21 protein-coding genes, 4 tRNA genes and 5 pseudogenes are annotated in these 25,531 nt (G+C 55.1%); 17 read left to right on the top strand and 13 right to left on the bottom strand.

Annotation, left to right across the window (positions count from 1 at the left end):
* Nucleotides 1-79 precede the first annotated feature (79 nt).
* Nucleotides 80-1,279, top strand: coding sequence for a 2-methylaconitate cis-trans isomerase PrpF (prpF, locus tag FDY98_RS21795; protein ID WP_051052137.1), 1,200 nt, complete (start codon nucleotides 80-82; stop codon nucleotides 1,277-1,279).
* A gap of 54 nt (nucleotides 1,280-1,333) precedes the next feature.
* Nucleotides 1,334-2,817, top strand: a pseudogene (prpD, locus tag FDY98_RS21790) (2-methylcitrate dehydratase).
* 78 nt (nucleotides 2,818-2,895) lie between these two features.
* Here the strand turns inward: prpD and FDY98_RS21785 are convergent.
* The gene (locus FDY98_RS21785) at nucleotides 2,896-3,177 is read right to left on the bottom strand and encodes a ComEA family DNA-binding protein (protein WP_022522901.1); all 282 of its coding nucleotides are present in this window, start codon (nucleotides 3,175-3,177) and stop codon (nucleotides 2,896-2,898) included.
* Nucleotides 3,178-3,448: 271 nt separating this feature from the next.
* Here FDY98_RS21785 and pyrF point away from each other — a divergent pair, with 271 nt between their 5' ends.
* Entirely contained in the window at nucleotides 3,449-4,150 is a 702-nt protein-coding gene (gene pyrF / locus FDY98_RS21780; protein ID WP_027958440.1) for an orotidine-5'-phosphate decarboxylase, read from the top strand.
* 30 nt (nucleotides 4,151-4,180) lie between these two features.
* Here the strand turns inward: pyrF and lapB are convergent, their stop codons facing one another.
* The 3 genes from lapB to FDY98_RS21765 form a co-directional block, all read right to left on the bottom strand.
* Nucleotides 4,181-5,386 (bottom strand): lipopolysaccharide assembly protein LapB, encoded by a 1,206-nt coding sequence (gene lapB / locus FDY98_RS21775; RefSeq protein ID WP_027958441.1) that lies wholly within the window; start codon nucleotides 5,384-5,386, stop codon nucleotides 4,181-4,183.
* On the bottom strand, nucleotides 5,387-5,692 hold the full coding sequence (locus FDY98_RS21770) for a LapA family protein (RefSeq protein ID WP_027958442.1): 306 nt from the start codon (nucleotides 5,690-5,692) through the stop codon (nucleotides 5,387-5,389).
* 89 nt (nucleotides 5,693-5,781) lie between these two features.
* Entirely contained in the window at nucleotides 5,782-6,078 is a 297-nt protein-coding gene (locus FDY98_RS21765; RefSeq protein ID WP_008959540.1) for an integration host factor subunit beta, read from the bottom strand.
* A 206-nt stretch (nucleotides 6,079-6,284) separates the two neighbouring features.
* On the opposite strand from FDY98_RS21765, the gene FDY98_RS21760 reads away from it, so the two are divergent.
* The gene (locus tag FDY98_RS21760) at nucleotides 6,285-6,578 is read left to right on the top strand and encodes an FAD assembly factor SdhE (protein ID WP_022522904.1); all 294 of its coding nucleotides are present in this window, start codon (nucleotides 6,285-6,287) and stop codon (nucleotides 6,576-6,578) included.
* 18 nt (nucleotides 6,579-6,596) lie between these two features.
* Nucleotides 6,597-6,965 (top strand): hypothetical protein, encoded by a 369-nt coding sequence (locus FDY98_RS21755; RefSeq protein WP_340146930.1) that lies wholly within the window; start codon nucleotides 6,597-6,599, stop codon nucleotides 6,963-6,965.
* Here FDY98_RS21755 and nadB read toward each other — a convergent pair.
* From nadB to uvrY, 7 genes and pseudogenes are all read right to left on the bottom strand, one after another.
* A pseudogene (gene nadB, locus FDY98_RS21750) lies at nucleotides 6,962-8,568 on the bottom strand (L-aspartate oxidase). The gene FDY98_RS21755 and the pseudogene nadB sit on opposite strands and share 4 nt — an antisense overlap.
* A 270-nt stretch (nucleotides 8,569-8,838) precedes the next feature.
* A tRNA-Leu gene (locus FDY98_RS21745) sits at nucleotides 8,839-8,925 on the bottom strand.
* A gap of 68 nt (nucleotides 8,926-8,993) precedes the next feature.
* Nucleotides 8,994-9,067: transfer RNA gene (locus FDY98_RS21740), tRNA-Cys, on the bottom strand.
* Nucleotides 9,068-9,153: 86 nt separating this feature from the next.
* Nucleotides 9,154-9,228, bottom strand: a tRNA-Gly gene (locus FDY98_RS21735).
* Nucleotides 9,229-9,312: 84 nt separating this feature from the next.
* The gene (gene pgsA / locus FDY98_RS21730) at nucleotides 9,313-9,861 is read right to left on the bottom strand and encodes a CDP-diacylglycerol--glycerol-3-phosphate 3-phosphatidyltransferase (protein ID WP_027958445.1); all 549 of its coding nucleotides are present in this window, start codon (nucleotides 9,859-9,861) and stop codon (nucleotides 9,313-9,315) included.
* 95 nt (nucleotides 9,862-9,956) lie between these two features.
* The gene (gene uvrC / locus FDY98_RS21725; RefSeq protein WP_027958446.1) at nucleotides 9,957-11,771 is read right to left on the bottom strand and encodes an excinuclease ABC subunit UvrC; all 1,815 of its coding nucleotides are present in this window, start codon (nucleotides 11,769-11,771) and stop codon (nucleotides 9,957-9,959) included.
* A 1-nt stretch (nucleotide 11,772) separates the two neighbouring features.
* Nucleotides 11,773-12,462: a UvrY/SirA/GacA family response regulator transcription factor gene (uvrY, locus tag FDY98_RS21720; RefSeq protein WP_155706176.1), complete on the bottom strand. Its 690-nt coding sequence runs from the start codon at nucleotides 12,460-12,462 to the stop codon at nucleotides 11,773-11,775.
* A 196-nt stretch (nucleotides 12,463-12,658) separates the two neighbouring features.
* On the opposite strand from uvrY, the gene FDY98_RS21715 reads away from it, so the two are divergent.
* Nucleotides 12,659-12,733: transfer RNA gene (locus tag FDY98_RS21715), tRNA-Ala, on the top strand.
* A gap of 76 nt (nucleotides 12,734-12,809) precedes the next feature.
* On the opposite strand, the pseudogene argF reads toward FDY98_RS21715, so the two are convergent.
* A pseudogene (gene argF / locus FDY98_RS21710) lies at nucleotides 12,810-13,729 on the bottom strand (ornithine carbamoyltransferase).
* Between the two features lie 260 nt (nucleotides 13,730-13,989).
* Here argF and grxD point away from each other — a divergent pair.
* From grxD to FDY98_RS21670, 8 genes are all read left to right on the top strand, one after another.
* Nucleotides 13,990-14,340: a Grx4 family monothiol glutaredoxin gene (grxD, locus tag FDY98_RS21705; protein WP_022522910.1), complete on the top strand. Its 351-nt coding sequence runs from the start codon at nucleotides 13,990-13,992 to the stop codon at nucleotides 14,338-14,340.
* Between the two features lie 162 nt (nucleotides 14,341-14,502).
* Nucleotides 14,503-16,521 carry a DNA polymerase III subunit gamma/tau gene (dnaX, locus tag FDY98_RS21700; protein ID WP_027958447.1) on the top strand — a complete coding sequence of 673 codons (2,019 nt, stop codon included), beginning with the start codon at nucleotides 14,503-14,505 and terminating at the stop codon, nucleotides 16,519-16,521.
* A gap of 75 nt (nucleotides 16,522-16,596) precedes the next feature.
* Nucleotides 16,597-16,923 (top strand): YbaB/EbfC family nucleoid-associated protein, encoded by a 327-nt coding sequence (locus FDY98_RS21695; RefSeq protein WP_022522912.1) that lies wholly within the window; start codon nucleotides 16,597-16,599, stop codon nucleotides 16,921-16,923.
* Nucleotides 16,924-16,926: 3 nt separating this feature from the next.
* Nucleotides 16,927-17,532, top strand: a complete 606-nt coding sequence (gene recR, locus FDY98_RS21690; RefSeq protein WP_009288010.1) for a recombination mediator RecR — start codon at nucleotides 16,927-16,929, stop codon at nucleotides 17,530-17,532.
* Nucleotides 17,533-17,579: 47 nt separating this feature from the next.
* Nucleotides 17,580-18,713 (top strand): ribonuclease D, encoded by a 1,134-nt coding sequence (gene rnd, locus FDY98_RS21685; RefSeq protein ID WP_035537978.1) that lies wholly within the window; start codon nucleotides 17,580-17,582, stop codon nucleotides 18,711-18,713.
* The gene (locus tag FDY98_RS21680) at nucleotides 18,713-19,027 is read left to right on the top strand and encodes a YcgL domain-containing protein (protein WP_022522914.1); all 315 of its coding nucleotides are present in this window, start codon (nucleotides 18,713-18,715) and stop codon (nucleotides 19,025-19,027) included. The genes rnd and FDY98_RS21680 overlap by 1 nt, the downstream gene beginning before the upstream one ends.
* A 12-nt stretch (nucleotides 19,028-19,039) precedes the next feature.
* A complete protein-coding gene (locus FDY98_RS21675; RefSeq protein WP_009288012.1) occupies nucleotides 19,040-19,618 on the top strand; it encodes an acyl carrier protein phosphodiesterase in 579 nt (192 codons plus the stop codon).
* 31 nt (nucleotides 19,619-19,649) lie between these two features.
* The gene (locus FDY98_RS21670; RefSeq protein WP_027958449.1) at nucleotides 19,650-20,105 is read left to right on the top strand and encodes a YcgN family cysteine cluster protein; all 456 of its coding nucleotides are present in this window, start codon (nucleotides 19,650-19,652) and stop codon (nucleotides 20,103-20,105) included.
* A gap of 15 nt (nucleotides 20,106-20,120) precedes the next feature.
* Here the strand turns inward: FDY98_RS21670 and FDY98_RS21665 are convergent, their stop codons facing one another.
* The gene (locus FDY98_RS21665; RefSeq protein ID WP_035537981.1) at nucleotides 20,121-22,223 is read right to left on the bottom strand and encodes a S9 family peptidase; all 2,103 of its coding nucleotides are present in this window, start codon (nucleotides 22,221-22,223) and stop codon (nucleotides 20,121-20,123) included.
* 62 nt (nucleotides 22,224-22,285) lie between these two features.
* On the opposite strand from FDY98_RS21665, the gene FDY98_RS21660 reads away from it, so the two are divergent.
* From FDY98_RS21660 to FDY98_RS21650, 3 genes and pseudogenes are all read left to right on the top strand, one after another.
* The gene (locus FDY98_RS21660) at nucleotides 22,286-22,711 is read left to right on the top strand and encodes a hypothetical protein (protein WP_027958451.1); all 426 of its coding nucleotides are present in this window, start codon (nucleotides 22,286-22,288) and stop codon (nucleotides 22,709-22,711) included.
* Nucleotides 22,712-22,774: 63 nt separating this feature from the next.
* Nucleotides 22,775-23,552: pseudogene (locus tag FDY98_RS21655) on the top strand (class II glutamine amidotransferase).
* Between the two features lie 211 nt (nucleotides 23,553-23,763).
* Nucleotides 23,764-25,433 (top strand): annotated as a pseudogene (locus FDY98_RS21650) (AMP-binding protein).
* Nucleotides 25,434-25,531 lie beyond the last annotated feature (98 nt).

The following is a 25,531-nucleotide window of genomic DNA, read 5'->3' as shown; positions in this document are numbered from 1 at the left end:
GCCTAGCTGACCAAGTGAACCCGGTGCCTTTAGCTTTTCAGATAAAGCTTGGAGCACCGGGTTATTTTTAGGAGTGGTAATGATGAGCGAGTCAGTTCAAAACAACCGTGTGCCGCAGATAAAAATTCCAGCCACCTATATGCGCGGCGGCACCAGTAAGGGCGTGTTTTTTAAACTAAGCGACCTACCCGAAGCGGCCCAGCAGCCAGGCGTGGCGCGGGATCAGTTGCTACTGCGTGTCATCGGTAGCCCTGACCCTTACGAAAAGCAGATTGATGGTATGGGGGGCGCCACTTCAAGTACCAGCAAGACGGTGATTCTGTCTGAAAGTGAATCGGCAGAACACGATGTGGATTACCTGTTCGGTCAGGTCTCCATCGACAAGCCCTATGTGGATTGGAGCGGTAACTGCGGCAACCTCTCCGCGGCGGTCGGCCCTTTTGCGATTAGCAATGGTCTTGTTGACCCTGCACGTATTCCTGAAAACGGGGTGGCCGAGGTACGCATTTGGCAGGTGAATATACAGAAAACCATCGTCTCACGGGTTCCTATCGTCAATGGCGAAGTGCAGGAAACTGGCGATTTTGAGCTGGATGGCGTGACCTTTCCTGCTGCCGAGATTCCGGTGGCCTTTATGGATCCGGCCGATGGTGAGGGAGCCATTTTTCCCACCGGTAATCTCATTGATCAGCTTGATGTGCCAGGCGTGGGGATATTGAAAGCAACCCTGATTAATGCCGGTATTCCCACCGTGTTTATTAACGCCGCCGACATTGGCTATACCGGCGCCGAGCTGCAGGATGCCATCAATGGTGACAGCCGGGCGCTTGAGATGTTTGAAACTATCCGTGCCCATGGCGCTGTGCGCATGGGGCTAATCAGTGATGTCAGCGAAGCGGGTAAACGACAGCACACGCCCAAAGTGGCTTTCGTAGCGCCGCCGGCGGATTACGTATCATCGAGCGGTAAAAACGTACTGGCGGCGGATATCGATCTGCTGGTGCGAGCGCTCTCCATGGGCAAACTACACCACGCCATGATGGGCACCGCCGCCGTTGCCATTGCTGCGGCGGCGGCCATTGAAGGCACATTAGTGAACCTGGCCGCCGGTGGCGGTAAACGAAACGAGGTCACCTTCGGGCATCCTTCCGGCAGCCTGCGGGTGGGAGCTGAGGCAAGCCTGGTGGAAGGGCGTTGGCATATCGAACAGGCACTGATGAGCCGCAGCGCGCGGGTGTTGATGGAAGGATTTGTGAGAATTCCTGGTGACAGCTTTTAGGACGCATTCCTTGGGCCATACTGAGTAGGTGATTCAACAGTAGGAGATAGATCCATGTCTGCCACATCCGAAGCCAATGAGCGGCCCGATTACGACCCCGAGCTACAGGCTATTGCCGATTACGTACTCAATTATCAGGTGGCGTCCGATGAGGCATTGGAAACCGCCCGCTACTGCTTAATGGATACGCTTGGCTGCGGGCTGTTGGCGCTGCGTTTTCCAGAGTGCACAAAGCACTTAGGCCCGATAGTGGAGGGCACGGTAGTACCGTTTGGGTCGCGGATACCGGGCACCTCGCTTCGCCTTGACCCGGTTAAGGCGGCGTGGGATATCGGCTGTATCATTCGCTGGTTGGATTATAACGACACTTGGCTTGCCGCCGAGTGGGGGCACCCTTCCGACAATCTTGGCGCGATACTCGCCGTTGCTGACCACCTTTCCCAGCATCGGGTTGCACAAGGCGACGCTGCGCTTGCGATGCGCGATGTGCTCAACGCCATGATCATGGCCCATGAGATTCAGGGCGTGCTGGCGCTGGAGAATAGCTTCAATCGGGTTGGCCTCGATCACGTGGTGCTGGTGAAGGTCGCCTCTACGGCGGTGGCCGCCAAGCTGTTGGGCGCCAATCGTGAACAGTTGCTCTCGGCGCTTTCACACGCCTGGGTGGATGGTCAGAGCCTGCGCACCTATCGTCATGCGCCAAATGCTGGTTCACGTAAAAGCTGGGCCGCAGGGGACGCCACCTCACGGGGCGTGCGCTTAGCGGATATCGCCCTGCGCGGTGAAATGGGTATTCCCAGCGCGCTCTCGGCGCCCCAATGGGGCTTCTACGATGTGCTGTTCAGTCATGCCAACAAAGATTTGAGCCTCAAACCGGAAGCTGACCGCCGCCTACGCTTTCAGCGGGAGTTTGGCAGCTACGTGATGGAGAACATTCTGTTTAAGATCTCCTTCCCGCTGAGTTTCACGCTCAAACCGCCTGTGAAGCCGCCGTGACGCTCCATCCGCAGGTGAAAGACCGCTTGGCCGATATCGAGAAAATCGTGCTCACCACCCACGATTCGGCTATTCGGATTATTTCCAAAACCGGCGCACTCGCCAATCCGGCGGATCGTGACCACTGCCTGCAATACATGACAGCGGTGCCGCTTATCTTTGGTGCGCTTACCGCCGAGCACTATGAAGACAGCTTTCATGCAGCTCATCCGCTAATAGATGAGCTGCGTAATAAAATGGTGGTAGAAGAAAACGCCGAGTATTCGGCGGATTACCACGACCCTGAGAAGCGCTCTATCGCTAATGCAGTGCAGGTGTTTTTTAGCGATGGGAGTGCGACCGATAAAGTGACAGTGGAGTATCCGGTCGGCCACCGACGTCGTCGGGAAGAGGGGATGCCGCTATTGGTTGAAAAGTTTGAGCGCAATCTGGCAACTCGCTTTCCGACAAGTCGTTGCCAAAAAATCGCCGAGCTGTGCAGCCATCAAACAACGCTTGAAGCGATGCCAGTACACAAATTTATGGATATGTGGATGATTTAACGTGCGCTATTCACAGTGCCCGGTGCTTATACACACCGGGCACTGTGGTGTTAACGAGCGACATGCTCTCCAATGAGGCTATTCAAATGTCACTTGATCGCGCATGCGGTCAACGGTGGCAGGCCCAATGCCGCTGACGCGCTCAAGATCTGCAGCGCTTTCAAAGACGCCGTTGGTTTCGCGCTCTTCAATGATCGCGTCGGCTCGGCTGGGGCCGATCCCTGGTAGTTCGGCCAGCAGTTCAGCATCGGCAGTATTGACGTTAATCGGGGCTACATCTTGTGCCAGCACGCCACTGGAAAGCCCTAAGCTAATGCTAAACAGTAGTGCGGCCAGCATTCCTTTAAGTGTCATTTTCATATGCAATGATCCTTTTAATAGCGTTGGTTTTTTGTGTTTACACATGCGACGTCGTGTAGAGGTTTCTACCTGTGCCCGCGTTATCAGTGGGCAAGATAAACGCCGCTGCACTTGTTAACTTAGCCTTATTTAAAGCGTGTTTATGTCAGCGATATATGACAGCAGTTGTAAGATTTTAGCTATGGATATATGGCAAATGGCTTACATGATGAGGGCGCGAGGAGTAGGGAGAGGCTGATATAATGGTCAAAAACGTACTTGGAGTAACGTTGTGGTCACCGATTCCCCGATTATTATTGCCCTTGATTACCCGTCGCTAGACGCCGCGCTGTGCATGGCTGATCAGTTGGATCCCACCCGATGCCGTGTGAAAGTGGGTAAAGAACTGTTCACCCGTAGCGGCCCGGCAGTGCTTGAGGCGCTGCATGGGCGCGGGTTTGAGGTGTTTTTGGATCTTAAATTCCACGATATTCCCAATACCGTTGCCAGCGCTGTGCAGGCGGCGGCGGAGCAGGGCGTGTGGATGGTCAACGTACATGCCAGCGGCGGGCGGCGGATGATGGAGGCGGCCGTGCAACGTCTGGATCAGAATGCCTTAACGACCCATCTAATCGCCGTTACCGTATTGACCAGTATGCAGACCGATGATTTGGCAGAGCTGGGTATTAAGGCACCACTCGCCGATCACGTGGAGCGCTTAGCGCTGCTGGCGAAGCAGAGTGGCTTACAAGGAGTGGTCTGCTCGGCCCAGGAGTCTGCGCGAATCAAAACGCTATGCGGTGAGTCGTTCTTGAAAGTGACCCCTGGTATTCGACCAAGTTTTGCAGTCGCTAATGACCAACAGCGGACGATGGGCCCCAGTGAGGCTATGGCTGCGGGAAGCAGCCACCTGGTCATTGGTCGCCCCGTCACTCAGGCTGACGACCCCATGGTAGCGCTTGAGGCGATTGAGGCGGAGCTAGAGGGGCACTAAATATTTCTGCATACCTTAGCTTTGTGAACACTATTCGCCCTCCACGCCAATGACCGGCTTAATCGTGCCCCAGAAGCGGCAACTGGGGCACTGCCACTGTAACGCGTCGCTAGCAAAGCCGCAGCGCTGGCAGCGATGACGCGTGCGGTTAAGCAGCAGCGCCTCGGTATGATGTTTTAGCAGCAGCAGGCGCGTATCAGGGGAAGGTTTTCCGCTAAGCCGCTGGCTTTCGATATACAGATCGATCAAATAATCCAGCCCGCCTAAGCTTGGTACTGCGCGCAATCGCTCACCAATCAACTCAATCGCTTTGTCGACGCCGTCACGCTGATGAACGAGCTGACCTAGGGCAATAATGGTACTGGTGTAAGGCGCTAGCTCAAGCAGGCGATAGAGGTGCGCTTCGTAGCCGGTGTCATCATTATTGCGCATATAGGCGTGCTTAAGGGCAGGCAGCATGGTGGGGATATGCGCTATCTCCTGGCCGGGGATGTTGTCTAATCGCTCAATAGCGCGGGCATAGTGCCCGTTGTCCATCTCTAGTTCGGCCAGCATCAGGGTGGCGCGAACGCATTTCTCATCCAGCTGCAGGGCTTTTTTGAGATGCTTTTTCGCCAGAGGTCGACTGGCTTCACTAATTTCTTCCAGTGCCAGCTCGCATAGCCAGTGCGCCGCGGGGCGACGCATCTTAGGATACTGTTTAAGCAGCGGCTGAATAACGTCAAGGGCTTGCTGCCACGCTTTTTCACGCTCTAGTAAGTCGACGAGCAGCTGTTTGGCAGCATAGCGGTGATCATCATCACCGCTATGCTCCAGCAGGGTATTGAGTAGCCGCTGGGCGCGGTCATGAACACCAAGCGCCATAAAATCCCGAGCAAGTTCAAGCTGGATCTGTTCGTTAGTGTGCTGCGAAAGGGCGGGGCGAGCCAATAGGTTTTGGTGAATGCTAACGGCTTTGTCGGCCTCGCCGCGGGCGCGAAACAGCTTGCCGAGGGCGATATGGGTGTGAACCGTGTCACTGTTGACCGCTAGCACGTTGATAAAAGTATTGATCGCTTCGTCGGGCTGCTCATTAAGCAGGTAATTAAGCCCGACGAAGTAGTCCCGGGAGAGGCCTTGAGACGAGGCCGCAGGCGGATGGGTGCGATGTCGGCGGCGTAAGGCTTGGCGATAACCTAACCCGTAACCAATGGCAATGGCGACCAACAGTACGCTTAGCAGCGCGACATCCAGCATTTATGCCAGTTCCTTAAACTCCTGGGTGCGTAGGCTATCGAGCTCTTTACGCTGCTGCTTATTCTGGCGCTGGCTGCGGGCCAGGGTGGCTTTTAACCGCACGTAGACACCTAGCATGGCGAGCATGCCGAGTATGACGCCAAACACCAGGGTCGCGAGTAGCCAAACCGAGAGTGATACCGCTGGCAGCTCCAGCCAGATAAGGTTTAAGGCAATGGTTTGCTGATTATTAACGGCAAACAGAATGCCTACCAGCACTACTATCAGCAAAATAACGGCTAAAATCAGCCCTTTGATCCAACGCATGTGAGTTTCCTAGTCTGTGACGTTCACGGTAGCGCTATTGTGTACGACTCAAGCAGCGACGTCATCCCACAGAAATTAATAGTCGCGTTTTAGTAGCCTAGTGCTCGACTAGCGTCTACCTGCTCGCGTAGCTCCTTGCCAGGCTTGAAGTGCGGCACATACTTACCTTCCAGATCGACTGCATCGCCTGTTTTTGGATTGCGCCCTACCCGCGGCTCCCGATAGTGCAGTGAAAAACTGCCGAAACCACGGATTTCAACGCGACCGCCGCTAGCTAGAGAATCCGTCATGTCGTCCAGGATAATACGCACCGCCGTTTCAACATCTTTGGCGGATAACTCCGGCTGACGCATCGCAATTTGTTCGATTAATTCAGATTTAGTCATCGGTTGGCTCCCTGCGAACATTGAAGGCCGTGACGCGCTCTCGACCTCGCTAACATCAAATTCAGCATACTGCGCAATTCAGTATAAAACAATTCAGATAAAACAAGGTTCTACACTCTTTAATAGCATAGGCGATGGAGGGCGCTGGCGCGACCCCACAGCTTAGGTATACTGGCCTTTCATTTATATAACTGGAGCGGCTGACGTTGAACGACGATAATTCCCCAGCAGCCATTTTGCGCAAACGGCTTTACTGGCACTCCCGGCGCGGTATGTGGGAGCTTGACCTGCTGCTTATTCCATTTCTTGAACAGCGTTTTGACCATCTTGGCGAAGCGGATCAACTGGCCTACCAGCAGCTCATTGAAGGCGAGGATCAGGATCTTTTTGTCTGGCTGATGCACCGAGAGTGGCCCGAGGAGCCTAGCCAGCGGCGTATCGTACAAATGATCGTTGAACATGCTGAAACCACCGATAATTCTGCCTATCGTACCCTCTAAGTATTGGCTACTAGCCCAATGTGGATTGTTGATCGGCATTGTGGCGCTGAGCTATTGGGTAGGGGCATGCCAGCGGCGGTGGCGATAACGGTGTTAGGCGTTGTCCTTGGATGGCGCGGCTATCTTCGTCAACCCAAAGGCGTGCTCTCGCTGACGTCGACGGCGCCACAAGTTCAAGGTCGTTGGCTGCGCGAGTCGCAGCCTGAAGAGGGGGCTCTCACGCGAAATGAGGCTCTGGGCGATACGGATCGAGTACGCTGTGACTATCTAGGGCCCTGGTTAATAGGGCTTTATGTGGGTAAGCAGCGGGTTTGGCTCTGGCCTGATAGCGCGCCTCAACAAAGCTTGCGTGAGGCGCGCAAGCTCTTTCATCGTCCGGGCCGCTAGCGGTTTGTTGCTAACGCGTCTGTTAAGTCGTTCATCGCAAGCGAAGAAGCAACGGCTTCAGGCTGCCGGCTAGGCCAGTCGGTGGAGTAATGCAGTCCGCGTGACTCATGCCGCTGCTGAGCGGCGAGAACAGTCAATAGTGCTAACTGTAGGGTCTGGTGCAGGCGTTTGCCTTCCGGGGCTGTTAGGGCCCCCTGAATCTCTTCCACACTGTTTAGCAGTGACTTCAAGTGCGTCAGGGCAGTACTTAGCCCGGTGGCGCTGCGCACAATGGAGACATGCTGGCTCATGGTGGTGCGCATTTGTTGGCGTATATCGCTGAGTACTGCCTTGGGTAAGACAGTCGCCGCAGCCTGCGCCGGGGGGGGAAATCCGCTACCGCTGGTCGTTTGGCCGTGCTGTTCCACATCGGCTAACAGCGCTTGTGCACAGCTGCGGGCAAATACCAAGCACTCTAACAGCGAGTTGCTGGCCATACGGTTGGCGCCATGCAGCCCCGTGCAGGCGGTTTCACCGATGGCATAGAGGTTGGCAACGTTCGTGGCGCCTTGCAAGTTGGTGGCGACACCGCCGCAGCTATAATGGGCGGCAGGCACCACGGGGATAGCCTGCTGGGTGATATCAATCCCCGGCAGGCACAGTGCGCCAGAATAGTGGGGAAGTGGTGGCGAATTGCCTTTTCACCTAAATGGCGAATATCCAACCACACGTGGCCCAGAGCGCTGCACTGTATTTCGGCATCAATGGCGCGGGCGACGACATCCCGCGGGGCTAGCTCCGCACGCTTATCCAGCGCCAGCATGAAACGCTCTCCCGCCTCATTGAGCAGATGTCCGCCTTCACCACGAACCGCCTCACTTATCAAAAACGCCGGGCCTTCGGGGTCAAACAGACAGGTTGGATGAAACTGTTGAAACTCTAGATTCATTAACCGAGCACCCAGCTCTGCAGCCATCATCATGCCTTCGCCGCTACTGGGAGCGGGCGTAGTGGTGTGGCGGTAAAGGCCGCTTGCGCCGCCAGTGGCCAATACAGTATGGCGCGCAGTGAGCGAGTGCCACTGGTGGTTAGTATCGCTGCCATAGGCGCCGCGGCAGGCACCTTGGGGATCTTGTAGCAGGCCAACCACCGTTAAATCGTTGCGCTGGGTGATGTTGGGGTGCTGCGCTACTTTGTCTATAAGAGTATCCACCACGGCGCGGCCGGTGGCGTCGTCAGCATGTATGATCCGCCGTGCGTTGTGGCCGCCTTCTCGGGTTAGATGATATGGGTAGCGTGCGGCAGGGTCGTGCTCGGGTGTAAAGGGAACGCCCTTATCAATCAGCCACTGAATAGCAGCGGGCCCATGGGTAACGGTAAAGCGAACGGCCTCGATATCGCATAGCCCATCGCCAGCCACCAAGGTGTCATTGATATGCGCGTCGAGGTCGTCATCCGGCGAGAGCACGGCGGCAATGCCGCCTTGAGCCCAGCGGCTGGCGCCTTGATCATCTTGTGCAGGGCGAACCAGCGTCACTGACCTGTGATCAGCCACCTCCAAGGCAAGGGTGAGCCCAGCGACGCCGCCGCCAATGATAAGTACATCGGATGTTGGCGTGCTCATGGTGCCCGCTCCCTCTTGATACTGATCGAAATATTGCAAACCCTAAACGTCACTAGCTTCGTCGAGCGCGAAAAGTTAGAAGGCAGGCATCATAGCGCGGCGATTAGCGTTTAGCGATGCTTCGGCTTAAGAAATGAGTGATATTCGGGGAGACAATTGCGCGATGTTCAAGTACGCGAATAGGCGCGGTAAAAGGCCGCGTAAAGAAAACCGATACAGGAAATAAATGACTGAAGAAGAAAAGATGGAGGGGAAGTAAAAAAACAGAAATGGTGCCCGGAGCCGGACTTGAACCGGCACGGGGTTGCCCCCGAGAGATTTTAAGTCTCTTGCGTCTACCGATTTCGCCATCCGGGCTATACATCACAAAAAATCACATCGCAATGCTGTTTCGTTCTGCTTAAAACACCACTGCTACACAAAGATGGAGGCTGGAGTCGGAATCGAACCGGCGTACACGGAGTTGCAGTCCGCTGCATAACCACTCTGCCATCCAGCCTCAAAAGTCGTTGGAGCGGGAAAGTAGATTCGATCGGACTGGCGCACCAGCTCACGACCCTAGCCTTCAATACCACACATCCAAAATGGAGCGGGAAAGGAGATTCGAACTCCCGACCCTCGCCTTGGCAAGGCGATGCTCTACCACTGAGCTATTCCCGCTCGACTCGAGGGCGAATTATACGGATCGCCACCGCGTTGTCAATCAATGAATTAGCGTGTGTTCCTTATTTACTTATCAGCAGCTTACATGGAGCGGCTAAGATGCGGCCAGGCGGCTTTTAGGTACTGAATCATCGACCACAGCGTTAGGATAGCGGCGGTATATAGTACTACAACGCCTAACAGCGCAAATTCGTGCGTCGGTGGAAGCGCCAGCAAGATCAGCAGTGACACCATTTGCAGAGTGGTTTTAAGCTTGCCTATCCAAGAAACCGCCACCATGCCGCGTTTGCCCATTTCAGCCATCCACTCACGCAGCGCCGAAATGACAATTTCCCGGCCGATAATCACCAGCGCAGGGAGCGTCAGCACCAGGGTGTCGTAACGCTCGATCAATAGCGCTAGGGCGACGACCACCATGAGTTTGTCAGCCACTGGGTCTAAAAAAGCGCCAAAAGGCGTTGACTGATTCCAGCGTCGCGCTAAATAGCCATCCAGCCAGTCGGTAATGGAGGCCAGACCAAATAGACCGGCCGCCACGGGCATGCTCCAACTGAAGGGTAGATAAAACAGCACCACTAGCAGCGGAATAAAGGCGATTCTCGCCAGTGTCAGTATGTTGGGTATATTCATCGCAGAGAGCGATCCTTGCCGGAAAATCAGAGGATTCGAAGTGTCTGGCCTCATTCTATCCCCCTTGGCCGATGGCATCCATGCCAAACGGGCGTTTATCCGTTGAGTGCTCGGTAAATACTCTCGGCTAACGACGCATTAATGCCCGGTACGCGAGCGAGTTCATCGCGGCTGGCCTTTTGCACGCCCTGCAGGCCGCCGAAAAAGCGCAGTAATTCCCGTCGACGTTTGGGGCCAATGCCGGGGATATCTTGTAGGGTTGAAGTGCGTCGCGCTTTATCGCGCTGAGCGCGGTGGCCAGCAATGGCAAAACGGTGTGATTCATCACGAATATGCTGGATCAAGTGTAGGGCGGGGGAGGCAGGGTCCAAATCTAGCGGATTGTCCGCTGTTTCCACAAACAGGCTTTCAAGCCCCGCCTTACGCGTGGTGCCTTTGGCGACACCCAATAGAATGATGTTGACGATGTCGAGTTCTTTAAACACCTCGCGGGCCATATTGAGCTGGCCCTTGCCACCGTCGACGATCAGGATGTCAGGGGCGACTGCTTCACCGCTTTTCACGCGCTTAAGGCGTCGGGTTAGGGCCTGCTGCATGGCAGCGTAGTCATCACCGGCGGCTACCCCTTCAATGCGGAAATGGCGGTAATCGCTTTTGCGTGGGCCTTGGTGATCAAACACCACGCAGGAGGCAACGGTCGCCTCGCCGTGGCTATGGCTGATGTCGAAACACTCCAGGCGTTGCGGTGTGTCCGCTAAGTCCAGCGCTTTCTGCAGGGCGGTAAAGCGTTGAGTGAGCTGGGTTTGGTTGGCCAGTTGAGAGGCTAGCTGCTGCTCAGCGTTGGTAATGGCGAGCTGTTGCCACTGGGCGCGGTGGCCGCGCACTTGGCTGGTAACGCGAATGCGCTTGCCCGCCTGTTGGGTCAGCGCTTCGGCAATCAGCTCGCTGTCGTCTAACGGGTGGCTGGTAATCACTTCGCTGGGCACGTTGTGCGGTTGACCGAAATAGTATTGGCTGACTACTTCGGTGAGCAGCGTTTCAAGCGGTAGATCCAGATCGTTTTTCGGCGTGTGATGACGCGCCCCCAGCAGGCGACCATCGCGCACGCTCAACACCGAAACGCCCAGTGCACCGGGGCGCTGGGCGAGGGCGAAAATATCCGCATCACCGCCGCCGGTGTCGACAAACTGGCGTTGCTGAAGCTGGCGCAGTTGCTGAACCTGGTCGCGAAGACGGGCGGCCTCCTCGAAGTTGAGTGCCTGGCTGGCCTTTTCCATCGCCTCCATCAGTTCTTGAGTAACACTCTCACTTTTGCCTTCCAGGCACATCACTGCGTGTTCGAGGTCGCGCCGGTAGTCTTCGGCGGAGATATAGTCGACGCAGGGAGCGCTACAGCGATGAATCTGATACTGCAAGCAGGGGCGTGAGCGATGGGCAAAGACGCTGTCCTCGCAGTTGCGAATATGAAATATCTTTTGCATCAGCGCCAAGCTTTCACGCACGGCTCCGCTGCTAGGGTAGGGGCCTAGGTAGCGACCATCGTCGCTGCGCTGACGGGCGCGCTTATACTCAAGTGCCGGGTAAGGGTGGCGGTCGGTGACAAAGACAAACGGGTAGGACTTATCGTCGCGCAGTAAAATGTTATAAGGCGGACGCAATTGTTTGATCAGCGTCTGTTCGAGCAGAAGGGCTTCAGTTTCCGTGCGGGTGACGGTGACCTGAACGTCGGCGATACGCCCCACCATGGCCTGGGTTTTGGTATTCAGTTGACCACGGAAATAGCTGGCTAGGCGTGCCTTTAAGCGCTTGGCTTTGCCCACATAGAGCGTATTGCTTTGCTCGTCGAGCATGCGGTAAACCCCTGGAGAGGAGCTTACCGAGCTCAAGAACTGTTTTGAATCAAAGGTCATATTAGCGTGTCGGTACCCGATAACAGCAGGGAAGATAGGGGTTATATTTGGGTGGCGTCAAACCCTCGACCAGCCCGTGACGGAGCGCTAAGTGAGTAAGCTCGACGTCGGTGGCAACCTGTAGTTTATCAAAGAGTCGGTAACGATAGGTGTTTACCGTTTTAGGGCTTAAGTGCAGGCGATCGGAGATATCTTGCACTCGCTGGCAGTTAACGATCATCAGGGCAATCTGTAGCTCACGGTGGGAGAGGTGGCTAAACGGATTATCTTCCTCGGTGAAGTGCGAAAGCGCCAGGCGTTGGGCAATTTCCTGACTGACATAGCGGCGGCCATGAAACACTTGGCGAATGGCATCGGTCATTTCTATCGCATCTGCACCTTTGCTTAAAAAGCCTGAAGCACCTGCTTCAAGCATGCGGCGCAGCACGCTGTCTTCCATATGCGCGGTCAAGATCAAGACCTTCACGTCTTCCATGTTGCGGTGAATGCGTCGAGTGGCTTCGAGCCCGCCTATGCCCGGCATGCGAATATCCATCAACACGATGTCGGGTTTTAAATGGCGACACTGTGTTACTGCACTTTCGCCATCGTCGACCTCGCCCACAATTTTAATGTCACACTCTTCATTTAGCAGGTGAGCAATGCTAGTTCTTACTAGGTGATGATCATCGGCGATAAGTACACTGATCAATGGACAGGCTCCTGCTTGGAAACATCATGGACTCAGGCGTTGGCCTTGGACACTACTCTATCTTGTTAACTATATGTGCATATAGAGTGCCACAGCTAACGACAAAGGAGAATTAGTTGTCCGCTGCTGATGTAAAAACTTGACCGCGGTAAATGTTCACCGTAGTATCCGCCTCGCTGTTGGAAAGACAGCACGTGGGGCCTTAGCTCAGCTGGAGAGCGCAACACTGGCAGTGTTGAGGTCAGCGGTTCGATCCCGCTGGCCCTCGCCACCAACAAAAATTTCACCCAATATTAGAAAAAAGCCTCGTTGTTTAAACGAGGCTTTTTTTGTTTGCAGTAAATCGTTTATTCAGTGACCTTACCCAGAAGCAAAAACTCGATCAACGCTTTTTGTGCATGCAGGCGGTTGCCTGCTTCCTGCCAAACCACGGCACGTGGGTCGTCGAGCAGCGTGTGGCTGATCTCTTCTCCGCGATGGGCAGGCAGGCAGTGCAGGAAGAGGACGTCTTGGTCTGCCTGATCGAGCATGGCTTCAGTAACTTGGAAACCTGCGAAGTCGGCTTCACGTTTCGCCTGCTCCTCCTCTTGGCCCATGGAGGCCCAAACGTCGGTGGTGATCAGGTCGACGTGCTTTACCGCTTCCTGAGGGTCGTGCAGCAGCGTTACTTGATCGCCAGCGGCCGCCATAATATCGGCTCGGGGCTCGTAGCCTTTCGGGCAGCAAATGCGCAGATGGAAACCGAATTGGCGAGCGGCATTGATCCAGGAGTGGCACATGTTGTTACCATCACCAATCCACACTGCTGTGCGTCCCTTTACGCTGCCGCGTAGCTCAGTCCAGGTCATCACGTCGGCAAGTAGCTGGCAGGGGTGGTAGTCATCGCTTAAGGCGTTAATCACCGGTACGCTGCTGGCGCTGGCGTAGGTTTCCAGCCAGCGTGGGAGAAGGTGCGAATCATCACCGCATCGACCATTTCAGACAGTACGCGAGCGGTGTCTTCAATTGGTTCGCCACGACCCAGCTGAGTATCGCGGGGGGAGAGAAAGAGTGCATGGCCGCCAAACTGTGCCATTCCCGTTTCAAACGAAACCCGTGTACGCGTCGATGATTTTTCAAAGATCATCGCCAGGGTACGGTTGGGGAAGGGTGTGTAAACAGGACCTTGGGCTTTTAGATTAGTTTTGATCGTAATGGCACGCTGGATCAAATAGTCCAGCTCATCTGGGGTCAAATCTAGCAAGGTCAGGAAATGGCGTGTCGCCATAAGGGCTTCTCTCGCGCAAAAACACTATCCTAGCTATGCTGCAGGGGATGCGCAACGCGAACGGCATGCGGTAGAATGCCATATACACGTTAAAGCCGAGCGCTCTACTCAGTACTATTCTAAGTACGATTTCTTAAGTACTAGTCTCAAGTACCCATTACAAGGGCTAGGTTTTAGAATCAGGTTCAAGGATCTGGTTCAAGGGCTAAGCCTAGTAGATGAGTGAGAGGGCATCGGTCATCAATAAGCGAGGAAATAGTATGAGCACAACTGCCGAAAACATTCAGCGTCAAATTAGCGAAAATCCGATCCTGATTTACATGAAAGGTTCGCCCCAACTGCCTCAGTGTGGGTTTTCTGCCCAGACCGTCCAAGCGCTTATGAGCTGTGGCGAGCGTTTTGCGTTCGTTAACGTTCTGGATAATCCGGATATTCGCGCCGAGCTGCCCAAAATTGCTAACTGGCCGACCTTCCCACAACTGTGGGTAGAAGGCGAGCTGGTGGGTGGTTGCGACATCGTGGTTGAGATGCATCAAAGTGGCGAGCTGGAAAAGCTAGTAAAAGCCGCTGCTGAGCGTGCTGGTGCGGCGGAAGGTGGTGATAACGCCTAGGCGTTGTCTAAAATAGCCCGCTTTATTCAGGCGGTTGGCGGGCTGCGGTGCAACCGTTAGAATGGCGTTTGTTCTCGCATCGTCTTTGTTATGCATCGTGGCCTTTGCCCCGCGCTGGCTACAGCGTGGGGCAAGTCAGCCCGCCGAAGGAAGTACAGCTTCATGAGTTATCAGGTTCTGGCCCGTAAGTGGCGGCCTCGCACATTCCACGAACTCGTGGGCCAGGCCCATGTTCAACGCGCCTTGGTCAATGCCCTGGATCAGGGTCGTTTGCATCATGCCTACCTGTTTACGGGGACTCGCGGTGTGGGCAAAACCACCTTGGCGCGTATTCTTGCCAAGTGTTTGAACTGCACGGCTAACGGGCGTGGTGATGAGGGCATTACCTCTACACCGTGTGGGCAGTGCGATAGCTGTCAGGCAATTGATGAAGGGCGCTTTGTTGATCTTATTGAGGTCGATGCGGCGTCAAGAACCAAAGTAGAAGATACCCGGGAACTGCTGGACAATGTCCAGTATGCGCCTACCCAAGGGCGTTATAAGGTGTACCTGATCGATGAGGTGCACATGCTTTCCACCAGCAGTTTCAATGCGCTGCTGAAAACGCTGGAAGAGCCTCCCCCTCACGTTAAATTTCTGTTGGCGACCACCGACCCGCAAAAACTGCCGCCGACGGTACTTTCACGCTGTCTTCAATTTACCCTCAAACATATGCCACCAGAGCGCGTGGTGGAGCATCTCACCTATGTGTTGGGTGAAGAGGGCGTCGCTTTTGATGAAAGCGCCTTGTGGCTATTGGGTAAGGCGGCGGAAGGCTCAATGCGCGATGCCATGAGCCTCACCGACCAGGCTATTGCGTTTGGCCAGGGGGCCGTTCGCCATGCGGATGTGGCCGCCATGCTGGGTACCTTGGATCATCGCCATATTCTTGGGCTGGCAGAGTCTCTGGCCGATGTGGATGTACAGCGCCTGCTCTCCGAAGTGGCCGAATTAGCCGAGCAAGGCCCGGACTTTGCCGCGGTGTTGGATGAGCTATCGAGCATACTGCACCGCTTGGCAGTGGCGCAGATGGTGCCGGATGCCGTGGATAACAGCCACGGTGATCGTGACGCTATCCTGCAGCTAGCAAGCCGCTTCACTGCTGAAGACATTCAGCTCTATTACCAAATTGGTATTCAGGGGCGTGGGGACATGGTGCACGCTCCTGATCTGCGCAGCGCGTTAGAGATGACGTTGCTGCGTATGTTGGCATTTCGCCCTCAGGGTGTACCGAAACCGCCGCGTACCCCGCTACCGCTTCGCCGCGAGCCTTCTCAATCGGCAGCGACCGAAACGAGTGCCCAAGTAGCAGAGACGCCATCACCGGCGCCGCAGCCCTCGCCAGCAGTTGATGCAAAGCCAGAAGTTCATTCCACACCAGACGCTCAGCCTGAAACGCCATTAGAGCCAAGCCCTGAGCAGACAGCGCCTGCCGCTGAAGAGGAGCCTCCGCTGCAAGAGCCACCGCCTTGGGCAGTCGAGGCGGATACGCAAGCGGCTGAGGTGGAAGCTCCCCAGCAAGCCCCTGAGCCAGAGGCTATGTCTGAATCAGAACTTGTTACTGAGCCCAAGCCTGTTACTGAGCCAGTGCCAGCCTCAGCGCCTTCACCCGATGCCGAGCCACAAACGGTGGGGCCCTTAACGGCTGCAGCGCCAGAAGCTGAACCAGAGGTCGTTCCAGAAGCCCTGTCAGAAACCCCGCCAGAAGCCTTTCCAGAAAGCCGGCCGGATATTCAGTCCGGCAAGCTGGATAATGCGCAGTGGTTGCAGTGCTTTGATTCTCTTGGCTTGGGCGGCTTAACCCGTAACTTGGCGGGCAACTGCCTGGTCGAGAGTGACGACGGTACGCTGCTGACGCTGCGCCTCGACCCCAGCCAAGAGGCCATGCAGGCGGAAGTGCATCAAACCCGCATTGAGCGGGCGCTAAAAGAGCAGGGCATGCCAAGGCGAATAGCGTTTTACGTTGCCGAGTTGTCTAATAGCCTTGAGACGCCACGGCAGCGTGAAGAGCGTCTTAATAAAGAGCGTCATGCCCAGGCGGTTGATCTACTCAATCACGACCCCCATGTACAAAAGTTACAGCAGGCGTTTGGGGCAAAGCTGATAGAATCCAGCGTAAAGCCTGCCGACGCTATGCGCTAAGCTCATTTTCTAGACGCGTGATAGAAACACTCGTTTTAGCTATACCTTTTAACTACGTATGTTGGAGATCAGACCATGCTTAAAGGTGGAATGGGCAACTTAATGAAGCAAGCCCAAGAGATGCAGGAAAAAATGCAGCAAGCCCAGGAAGAGGTCGCCAAAGCCGAAGTCCAGGGTGAGGCGGGTGCCGGTATGGTCAAGGTCACCATGAACGGTCGCCATGACGTTTCAAACGTGACCATTGACCCCAGCGTCATGGAAGAGGACAAAGAGTTGCTGGAAGATTTGCTAGCCGCGGCGGTCAATGACGCAGTGCGCAAATTGGAGGTCAGTTCTAAACAGAAAATGGAAGAAGCGACGGCAGGTTTGAACCTTCCGCCCGGCTTTAAGATGCCGTTCTAAGCAATGCGTTTTTCTCCTCTCGTTGAGCAGTTAATGGATGCGTTTCGCGTATTGCCAGGCGTTGGGCCCAAAACAGCTCAGCGCATGGCGATGCATTTGCTTGAGCGTGAGCGTCCTGGAGGGCAGCGTCTGGCGGCGGTTATTCAACAAGCGATCGATGAAGTTGGATACTGCCAGCGCTGCCGCACGCTCACTGAAGCAGAGATCTGCATGCTGTGTGAAAGCCCGCGGCGCGATGATGCACTACTTTGCGTGGTGGAGTCGCCTGCCGATCAATTGGCGATTGAAGAAGCCGGTGGTTTTAAGGGGCGCTATTTTGTGCTCCACGGGCACCTTTCGCCGCTAGATGGCGTGGGGCCTGAGTCGATCGGTTTAGACTTACTGGAAGCGCGTGTTGCAGAAGGGCTCATCGAAGAGGTGGTGTTGGCGACTAACCCCACCATCGAAGGTGAAGCGACCGCCCATTATATTGCTTCGCTACTAGCAGAACACGGTGTCAAACTCTCGCGGCTTGCCTATGGCGTTCCCATGGGTGGAGAGCTGGAGTACGTAGATGGCGGCACTTTGAGCCGTGCATTTAATGGTCGCTTGCCGTTTGCCAGTGAATAAGCCTACCTAAAACGCAAATGCTTTAGTATTTGCGCCAACCTGGAAGAATGCTTTTGTCCTCTCTGACCCCCTCTTATCAATGGCTTGATACTCCAGAGGCGCTTGATGCAGCGTGTGAGCAAGTAGCCGATGCTTCTGTAATTGCTCTGGATACCGAGTTTTTCCGAGAGAACACGTTCTTTCCAGTGCCGGCGTTGGTTCAATTCACCGCGGGGGAAGAGGCTTATCTGATTGATCCGGTAGCCGTCCCGTGTACTGATAAATTCCGAGCCCTGCTGCAAAATAGTGCTATCAAGTTACTGCACGCCTGCAGCGAAGATCTAGAAGTCTTCCAGCACTGGGCAGGTGTATTGCCGGAACCGTTAATCGATACTCAGGTAGTACAAGGATTTTTAGGCGAAAATCCTGGAATGGGGTATCAAAAGCTGGTCGAATTTTGGGTCGGCGAAACCCTGCCTAAGGAAGAGACCCGCTCAAACTGGCTATTACGCCCGCTGTCGCCTGCGCAGTGCCAGTACGCTGCTCTGGATGTGATCTATTTGTTAAAAGTCTGGACGCTCCAGGCTGAAAAACTCGCCATGTTGGGGCGGCGTGAATGGGTAGACGCTGAGTGTGCTAGCTTAATTGAACAGGCGGGCCGCAGCGTCGATAACGACCAGCAGTGGTATACCCGTCAACGCCAATTGTGGCGCTTGACGCCCCGGCAAATGGAAGCGTATCGGCTAATGACCACCTGGCGTGAAGGCGAGACACGCCGTCGTGACTTGCCGCGCAACTGGTTGATTAGCGACAAGCTGCTATTTGCGATCGCCGAAAAGATGCCCAGTAATCGCTTCGAGCTCGCTGAGGTGGAAGGCGTTAAACCGATGCTGATCAAAAAAGAGGGCGACGCACTGCTGGCAATGGTCAAACAGGCTCAGCACTGTGATGAAGAAGCGCTGCCCAAGCGTTGGCCAGACCCCATGCACCCGACGTTCAAATCACGCTTTAAAGCACTCAAGAAGGCGGTAACCGCTAAAGCTAATGACTTGGGTGTGGCACCGGAAATGCTCATGCGCCGCCGTGATATTGAAACACTGGTGATGCAGGACTTGGCAGGGGAACCTCTCACCTGGCCGACCGGTTGGCGTGGCGAATGTCTGAACGGCGCGTTGGCCCAGGCCCTTGAGGAGCGAGCATAATGAGCGACAAGCTGATTTGCGAGGTTTTTAAAAGCTCGCGTAAAGATGAAATGTATTTATATGTCGATAAGCGTCAAGGATTTGCAGACGTCCCTGCGCAATTACTTGAAACCTTCGGCAAGCCTGTACCGGTGTTTACCATGCTGTTGACCGCAGACAAAAAATTGTCACGGGTTAATGCGGCAGACGTGGTGGAAGGGATTAAAGACAAAGGGTTCTACCTGCAAATGCCGCCACCCAAAGAGGCTTATTTGCTCGACGTGCATCGTGCCCATGTGGCTTCGCGCTCTGATGCCCGTTCTGACGAACAGTAGCGCCATCCGGCTATGAATTTTCTTGCCCATGCGTGGTTGGTGAGCGCTGGTAGCGATGATTTCCTCTACGGCAATTTAATTGCCGATGGCGTTAAGGGGCGCAATTTGGCCGATTGGCCTGCTGCTACTGCACTGGGCATTCGCCATCACCGTCGGGTAGATGCCTGGGTAGATAACCACCCTAGCGTTGTTAATGCACGGCGGCGTGCGCCAACAGGGCAGCGGCGCTATGCGGGGATAGCCCTGGATATGGTGTGGGATCATTTCCTGGCCCGTGATACGGCAGGGCAGGCGGATCAAGAAGCAATTGTTGAGCGCTGTTATCGACTGCTCTCCGCTCGTACCGCGCCGAACCGGCTGGCCGGTATGATGCCGATTCTCGTCGAGCAGGACTGGCTAAGAGGCTATGCTGATTTTGCGTTTACCTGCCGGGCCGTTGCCGGGATTGGGCGGCGTTTGTCTGGCCCCAATCAGTTGGCTGCTTTAGTGCCTTGGCTGTACGACGATTATCAAGCGTTAGAGGCCGATTTCCAGACCCTATGGCCCGAACTATTGGCTGAATTAAGCCACCAAGATACACCCCCATCATAATGAGTTTTTCGTAATAATGAGCCAGGAGACGATGGAGACCGCAATGCGCGAACGTTTTTGGGAGCGCTTTACCCTCGAAGAGTTGACGCCCCTGGAGTGGGAAGCGTTATGCGATGGCTGTGGGCAGTGCTGCCTGCTAAAGTTGCACGACGAGGATACTCAGGAGTTAGCAGTACTGAACGTTGCTTGTCGCTTGCTGGATATTCACAGTTGCCAGTGCAGCGATTATGCGAACCGCTTTGAAACCGTTCCCGACTGCACCCAACTGACGCCTGCCTTGGTTAAAGAGTTCACCTGGCTGCCGCAGAGCTGTGGTTATCGGCGGGTGGCTGAAGGGCGCAAGTTGGCGGGTTGGCATCCGCTGTTAAGCAATGATGCCGAGCGGGTTCACCGCAAAGGCGTCAGCGTACGCAGCTTTGCGGTGTCCCAAGATGAGGTGCCCGAGCAGCAATTGGAGTCGCATATTATTGCCGTGCTGCCGATGTAGTTCCCTTCGAGCACTTTACTCAGCAGTTGAAGATGCTTGCGAGTGCAGTCCCAGCGCCCAGAGAATAAACGCGTCTTGGCGGGCGGTATCGCGCCACGCTTTGAATCGACCGGATGCGCCGCCGTGGCCGCTGCTCATATCGGTACGCATCAAAATCGGCGCTGAACCCAGCTGCTGCTGTGTCACCTGGGCATAAAACTTGGCGGGCTCCCAGTAGCTGACACGGGTGTCGAACCAACTGCCCTCAATCCATAGTGCAGGGTATATCTGCGCTTTAATGTTATCGATAGGTGAGTAAGCGGCTATTCGCTCGGCGACCTCTGGTTCTTCAGGGTTGCCCCACTCGCTGTACTCCGCGGTCGTCAGAGGCAGCTCCGGGTTCTGCATCGTGCGCAGCACGTCTAAGAAGGGCACGTCTAGCAGAGCGGCGCAAAACTTTTCCGGGGCACGATTAATGCAGGTGCCGACCAGCAGCCCGCCAGCGCTGGCGCCATAGGCCGCTACGCGCTGTGCATCACTGACACCTTGCTCCACAAGCGCTTCCCGGGCGGCCAGGAAATCGTCAAAGCTATTCTCTTTGTGGGCCATCTTGCCGTTTAAATACCAGGGTTCGCCGCGCTCGCCGCCGCCACGCACATGAGCAACGGCAAAGGCCGCACCGCGCTCAAGCAGTTCCAGCCGGGCGATCGAGAACCAGGGGTCGAGAGCCTCACCGTAAGCGCCGTAGCCATACAGCAGCGTGGGTAAGGGCTGATCCGCCAAGTCGGCGCGCATCACCACCGATACGGGCACTTGCTCACCGTCGCTGCTGGTGGCCCAAAGGCGGCGACTGATTAGCTGTTCCGGCTGTAAATTGCCGTAAACAGGTACCCGCTTCAGCAGCGTTCGCTCGCCGCTGGTTAGATCGAGTGAAAACCAGCTGGGCGGCTGGGTAAACGACTCTTCGCGCAGGCGCACTACCTGAGTATCGAAGTGCGGCGCATCTTCCAGCATTTGCGAGCAGGGTTGTTCAGGCAGTGCCAGGGTCTCATCTAGGGTGCAGCTGTGCTGGGCATCAAACAGTAAACGCCGCAAACGCACTTGCGCCTGGGCATGGTCGCGCTCAGCCAGCATCAGTCCCCAAGAGAACGCATCAACGCCTTCCAGGGTGGCTTCTTCACGGTGGGTGATTAACGTTTGCCAATTCAATTGGGGCTGACCAAGCTGACTTTCGGGCAGAAAGTCGAGCTGGAAGTGAGCACCTGCCTGGTTATGCAGGCGGTAAAAGCTGCCTGGTCGGTGATCAATGCTGTATTCAACCCCCGCCTGGCGCTGCTGAATACACAGCGGGGCTGAATCAGGAGAGTGAGCGGCCAATAGGTGAATTTCACTGGTGTCTTTTGAGCCGCTTTCTAGCAGCAGCCACGACCGCGAGCGCGTTTTGCCAATACCGAGCCAAAACTCAGGATCCTCTTCCCGTAGCACCAATACTGGCTCATTTGAAGCGTCAGGCTCCATCAGCGAAAGCGCAAGCCGCCAAACGCTATCAGGGCGCTGAGTGTCGTCAAACCGCGTGAACAGCAGCGTCGCCGTGGAGGCAGTTTGATCTTCTGCCCAGCAAAGCCCCGCACCAATATCGCTTAATAGTTGCACGGGCGTTCCGTTAGGCAGCGCTTTCAGCCACAGAGTAAAACGCTCGTCGCCTTGAGTATCTTCTGTCCAGGCCAACCACTGCTCATCGGGTGACAGCGCCATATCGCCCATGTCGTAAAAGTCGTGCTCGGCGGCACGGGCTCTAACGTCAAAAAAACATTCCTGTTGTTCAGGCTGGCGATTGGGGTGGCGCCACCAGCAGGGGTAATCATCCTCGGCACTGGTTTCGTTCCAGAACGTGAAGTGGTCAAGCGTTGTCTTAAGGCTGGTCACGGCTAATTCGCGGCGCGCCAGGTGGCTCTGGTATAACGCTTCCTCCAGCGGGGCAAGCGGGGCAAACCAATCGGCTTGTTGCTGGTTGGCGGCCTCTAAAAAGGCACTGACCTGTGGGTCATCGCGCTCTTCTAACCAGTGCCATTGCGGGTCATTAGCGCGATAATAGCGTGCAGCGGGTAAGCCTGAAGGTATGCCTTGCTGTGCTTTCATAAATTGATAGGTACCATAACGGGAAATCAACGTCGGGTGAGTTCACCCATATGAGGGGTATTATGCTGTTTGCAAATTCAACGCCACTACTGTGGTTGAGTTATTACGGGCTGTCGCTGTTAGTGATTGTCGCGGTCTATTTTGCGCTCACTTTTCTGCCTCGCTTGCCACGTCTTGTACTGACCTGGATGGTGGCAGGGGCGATATGGGCACCCGCTACTTTCCGGCTGCCGTTAATAGAAGAGGGTGAATTCTATACCGGTTGGGCACCTTCGGCGATGGTGGCAGCGGTTGGGTTTTTAGAAAACAACGGCGCGGCACTTCGTGGCGGGCTAATGTGGCTGGTGTTGGGGATGGCATTAGGCGCGCTGATTGGCGTTGCTCTGTGGTGGTGGCGCCGTCCTGGGGACGATGAGTATGTCGCCCAGGAAGAAGAGAGTGCCGATGAAAGCGAATCACCACGCCGTCGCGAACCGGTGATTGGTTAATGCCTGTGTTTAGGTTCCATGCTTTTGCAGAAAGCGCCGGGTGTCTATGTATTGGTAAAGCGTATGTGTGAACTGCTGGGTATGAGCGCCAATGTGCCCACCGATATCTGTTTTAGCTTTTCGGGCTTTTTGCATCGCGGTGGGGCACCGGCCCTCATCGCGATGGTTGGGGAATTGCCTTCTACGAAGAGGGCGGTTACCGCGATTTTCGCGACCCCCATCCCTCCGTCGATTCCCCTATCGCCCGGCTAATTTGCGATTACCCGATTAAGTCCAATGTGGTGATCAGTCACATTCGCCAGGCCAACGTGGGGGCGTAAAGCTTGCCAATACCCACCCTTTCACGCGCGAAATGTGGGGGCGACCCTGGTGTTATGCTCACAATGGGCAATTAAGTGGCTGGGAGCGTTTAGCGTTAGGAAACTACACCCCGGTTGGCAGCACCGATAGCGAGTACGCCTACTGCTGGTTAATGGGGGAGATTCGCCGTGAATTTCCTTGCCCGCCAGCAGATCCCACAACGCTGTGGGAGCGCTTGCACCAGCTATGTGAGCAGCTAAGAGCGCTGGGCGTGTTCAATATGCTGCTCTCCGATGGCGGCTATTTATATACATTTTGCGCCACGAAGCTTGCACATATTACCCGCTGCGCGCCCTTCGGCGAGGCGGAACTCTCCGACGCCGAGATGACGGTGAATTTTGCCGAACATACCACGCCTGACGACATCGTTTCAGTAATTGCCACTGAACCGCTCACGCACAATGAAGCCTGGCAGCGCATGGTGCCGGGTGAGCTATTGGTCTGGCGCGATGGAGAAATTCAGGCGCGTTACTGTCCATAAAGAAACGATCTACTAAATTGGAATGAGGGACGCAGCAGAAAATCAAGTGAGCCCGACTATGGGCTAAAGTTGAAACGTTAGTTTCAATCGATCGTTTTACAGCCTGTTAGAGGTCGTATATCGTTGGGCTTCTTAACCTATTTTTCAGATAGAGCCTAGCGACAACAACAAGGTCGGTGACTTACGCCGACGCCAATAGCGGAGATTGCCCATGAGCGAACACGCCAACGCCGCCGTTTTACGTGGCCCAGCGCTTGAAGGGTTGGATCAGTACGATTCAGTCACGGATGTTTTTCATAACGCAGTAACACGCTTTAAGGACAAGCCAGCTTTTTCCTGTATGGGAAAAACGCTCTCTTTCGCTGATCTTGACCGCCTCTCTGCAGACTTTGCTGCATGGCTACAGCATGAAACCGACCTCGTTCCCGGTGATCGTATCGCCATCCAGTTGCCCAACGTACTGCAGTTTCCTGTGGCGGTATTCGGTGCACTGCGCGCAGGCTTGGTAGTGGTCAACACCAACCCGCTATATACCGAGCGGGAAATGGCCAACCAGTTCAAGGACTCCAACGCTAAAGCCATTGTGATTTTGGCCAATATGGCGGACAAGCTGGAGAAAGTGCTCGATAAAACAGATATCAAGCATGTGCTCGTCACCCAGCTAGCTGACTTGCACGATGTGCCCAAGCGCTGGTTAATCAATGCAGTGGTCAAGCACGTTAAGAAAATGGTGCCTGCTTATTCACTGCCCAGTGCGGTTGGCTTCCGTGATGCGCTAAAAAAAGGTGCCTCGCTAAGTCATACCGAGGTCAAGAGGAGCCCCGACGATTTAGCCGCGCTTCAATATACCGGTGGCACCACGGGTATGCCAAAAGGCGCAATGCTGACCCATCGCAATCTCATCGCCAATATGCTGCAAGCGCGGGAAGCGATTGGTACTCATCTGACCGATGGCGAAGAGTTGGTTATCGCACCGCTACCGGTTTATCACATCTATACCTTTACGGTTAACTGCCTGTTCCTAATGGAAACCGGTAACCACTCTTTGCTGATCACTAATCCTCGCGACCTGGATGGTTTTATCAAAGAGCTCAAGGGGGTGCCCTTTAGCGCTTTTATCGGCCTCAATACGCTGTTTAATGCGCTATGTAATCGCGACGATTTCAAGCAGCTCGATTTTTCCAAATTGAAACTGACGATCTCCGGCGGCATGGCGCTGACCAAAGCAGCGGCGCAGCGTTGGGAAAAAACCACCGGTTGCCCAATTGCCGAGGGTATGGTCTGACCGAGACTTCTCCCATTGTTAGCTTCAACCCGACCGATGCGATCCAACTGGGCACTATCGGTAAGCCCGTGGCAGGCACCGCGGTAAAAGTCGTCGACGCCGATGGCAACGACGTGGCATTGGGCGAGCCGGGAGAACTGTGCGTGCAAGGGCCACAGGTGATGAAAGGCTACTGGCAGCGTGAAGATGAAACCCGTGACGCCATCGATGAGGATGGCTGGTTCCGCACCGGCGACATCGCTGTGCTGCAGGATGATGGCTATATCCGCATTGTTGATCGCAAAAAAGATATGATCCTGGTCTCTGGCTTTAATGTTTATCCCAACGAAGTTGAAGATGTGGTGGCAGCCCACCCGGATGTGCTTGAGTCTGCCGCGGTCGGTGTGCCAGATGAAAATGCTGGCGAAGCCATCAAGCTGTTTGTGGTAAGTAAAAATGACCAGCTAGATGAAAAAACACTACGCGACTGGTGCAAAAAAGAGCTCACTGGCTACAAAGTGCCGAAATTCATAGAGTTTCGCGATGAGCTGCCCAAAACCAACGTGGGCAAAGTGCTCCGCCGCCAGCTGCGCGACGAAGAGCCCTCAAAAACGTAACTGTAGATGATGACTCGGCACTGTGGTTAGGCGTCGCGGAGCTGAAAGCGTTACACTATACGACCCGCTCAATTGAGCGGGTTGATTTTTTATAACTC

Origin of the sequence: Halomonas sp. PA16-9, assembly GCF_009728585.1 — a bacterium.
GTDB classification, from domain to species: domain Bacteria; phylum Pseudomonadota; class Gammaproteobacteria; order Pseudomonadales; family Halomonadaceae; genus Vreelandella; species Vreelandella titanicae.
The sequence above is the reverse complement of the archived record's forward strand: the minus strand, read 5'-3'. Positions and strand labels throughout refer to the sequence as shown.

Excerpts from the sequence above, each read along its gene's own strand:
- prpF (WP_051052137.1), top strand. The coding sequence starts at position 80 with ATGATGAGCGAGTCAGTTCAAAACAACCGTGTGCCGCAGATAAAAATT.
- FDY98_RS21785 (WP_022522901.1), bottom strand. The coding sequence starts at position 3,177 with ATGAAAATGACACTTAAAGGAATGCTGGCCGCACTACTGTTTAGCATT.
- lapB (WP_027958441.1), bottom strand. The coding sequence starts at position 5,386 with ATGCTGGATGTCGCGCTGCTAAGCGTACTGTTGGTCGCCATTGCCATT.
- FDY98_RS21770 (WP_027958442.1), bottom strand. The coding sequence starts at position 5,692 with ATGCGTTGGATCAAAGGGCTGATTTTAGCCGTTATTTTGCTGATAGTA.
- FDY98_RS21765 (WP_008959540.1), bottom strand. The coding sequence starts at position 6,078 with ATGACTAAATCTGAATTAATCGAACAAATTGCGATGCGTCAGCCGGAG.
- FDY98_RS21755 (WP_340146930.1), top strand. The coding sequence starts at position 6,597 with ATGTGGATTGTTGATCGGCATTGTGGCGCTGAGCTATTGGGTAGGGGC.
- pgsA (WP_027958445.1), bottom strand. The coding sequence starts at position 9,861 with ATGAATATACCCAACATACTGACACTGGCGAGAATCGCCTTTATTCCG.
- uvrC (WP_027958446.1), bottom strand. The coding sequence starts at position 11,771 with ATGACCTTTGATTCAAAACAGTTCTTGAGCTCGGTAAGCTCCTCTCCA.
- grxD (WP_022522910.1), top strand. The coding sequence starts at position 13,990 with ATGAGCACAACTGCCGAAAACATTCAGCGTCAAATTAGCGAAAATCCG.
- dnaX (WP_027958447.1), top strand. The coding sequence starts at position 14,503 with ATGAGTTATCAGGTTCTGGCCCGTAAGTGGCGGCCTCGCACATTCCAC.
- FDY98_RS21695 (WP_022522912.1), top strand. The coding sequence starts at position 16,597 with ATGCTTAAAGGTGGAATGGGCAACTTAATGAAGCAAGCCCAAGAGATG.
- recR (WP_009288010.1), top strand. The coding sequence starts at position 16,927 with ATGCGTTTTTCTCCTCTCGTTGAGCAGTTAATGGATGCGTTTCGCGTA.
- rnd (WP_035537978.1), top strand. The coding sequence starts at position 17,580 with ATGCTTTTGTCCTCTCTGACCCCCTCTTATCAATGGCTTGATACTCCA.
- FDY98_RS21680 (WP_022522914.1), top strand. The coding sequence starts at position 18,713 with ATGAGCGACAAGCTGATTTGCGAGGTTTTTAAAAGCTCGCGTAAAGAT.
- FDY98_RS21675 (WP_009288012.1), top strand. The coding sequence starts at position 19,040 with ATGAATTTTCTTGCCCATGCGTGGTTGGTGAGCGCTGGTAGCGATGAT.
- FDY98_RS21670 (WP_027958449.1), top strand. The coding sequence starts at position 19,650 with ATGGAGACCGCAATGCGCGAACGTTTTTGGGAGCGCTTTACCCTCGAA.
- FDY98_RS21665 (WP_035537981.1), bottom strand. The coding sequence starts at position 22,223 with ATGAAAGCACAGCAAGGCATACCTTCAGGCTTACCCGCTGCACGCTAT.
- FDY98_RS21660 (WP_027958451.1), top strand. The coding sequence starts at position 22,286 with ATGCTGTTTGCAAATTCAACGCCACTACTGTGGTTGAGTTATTACGGG.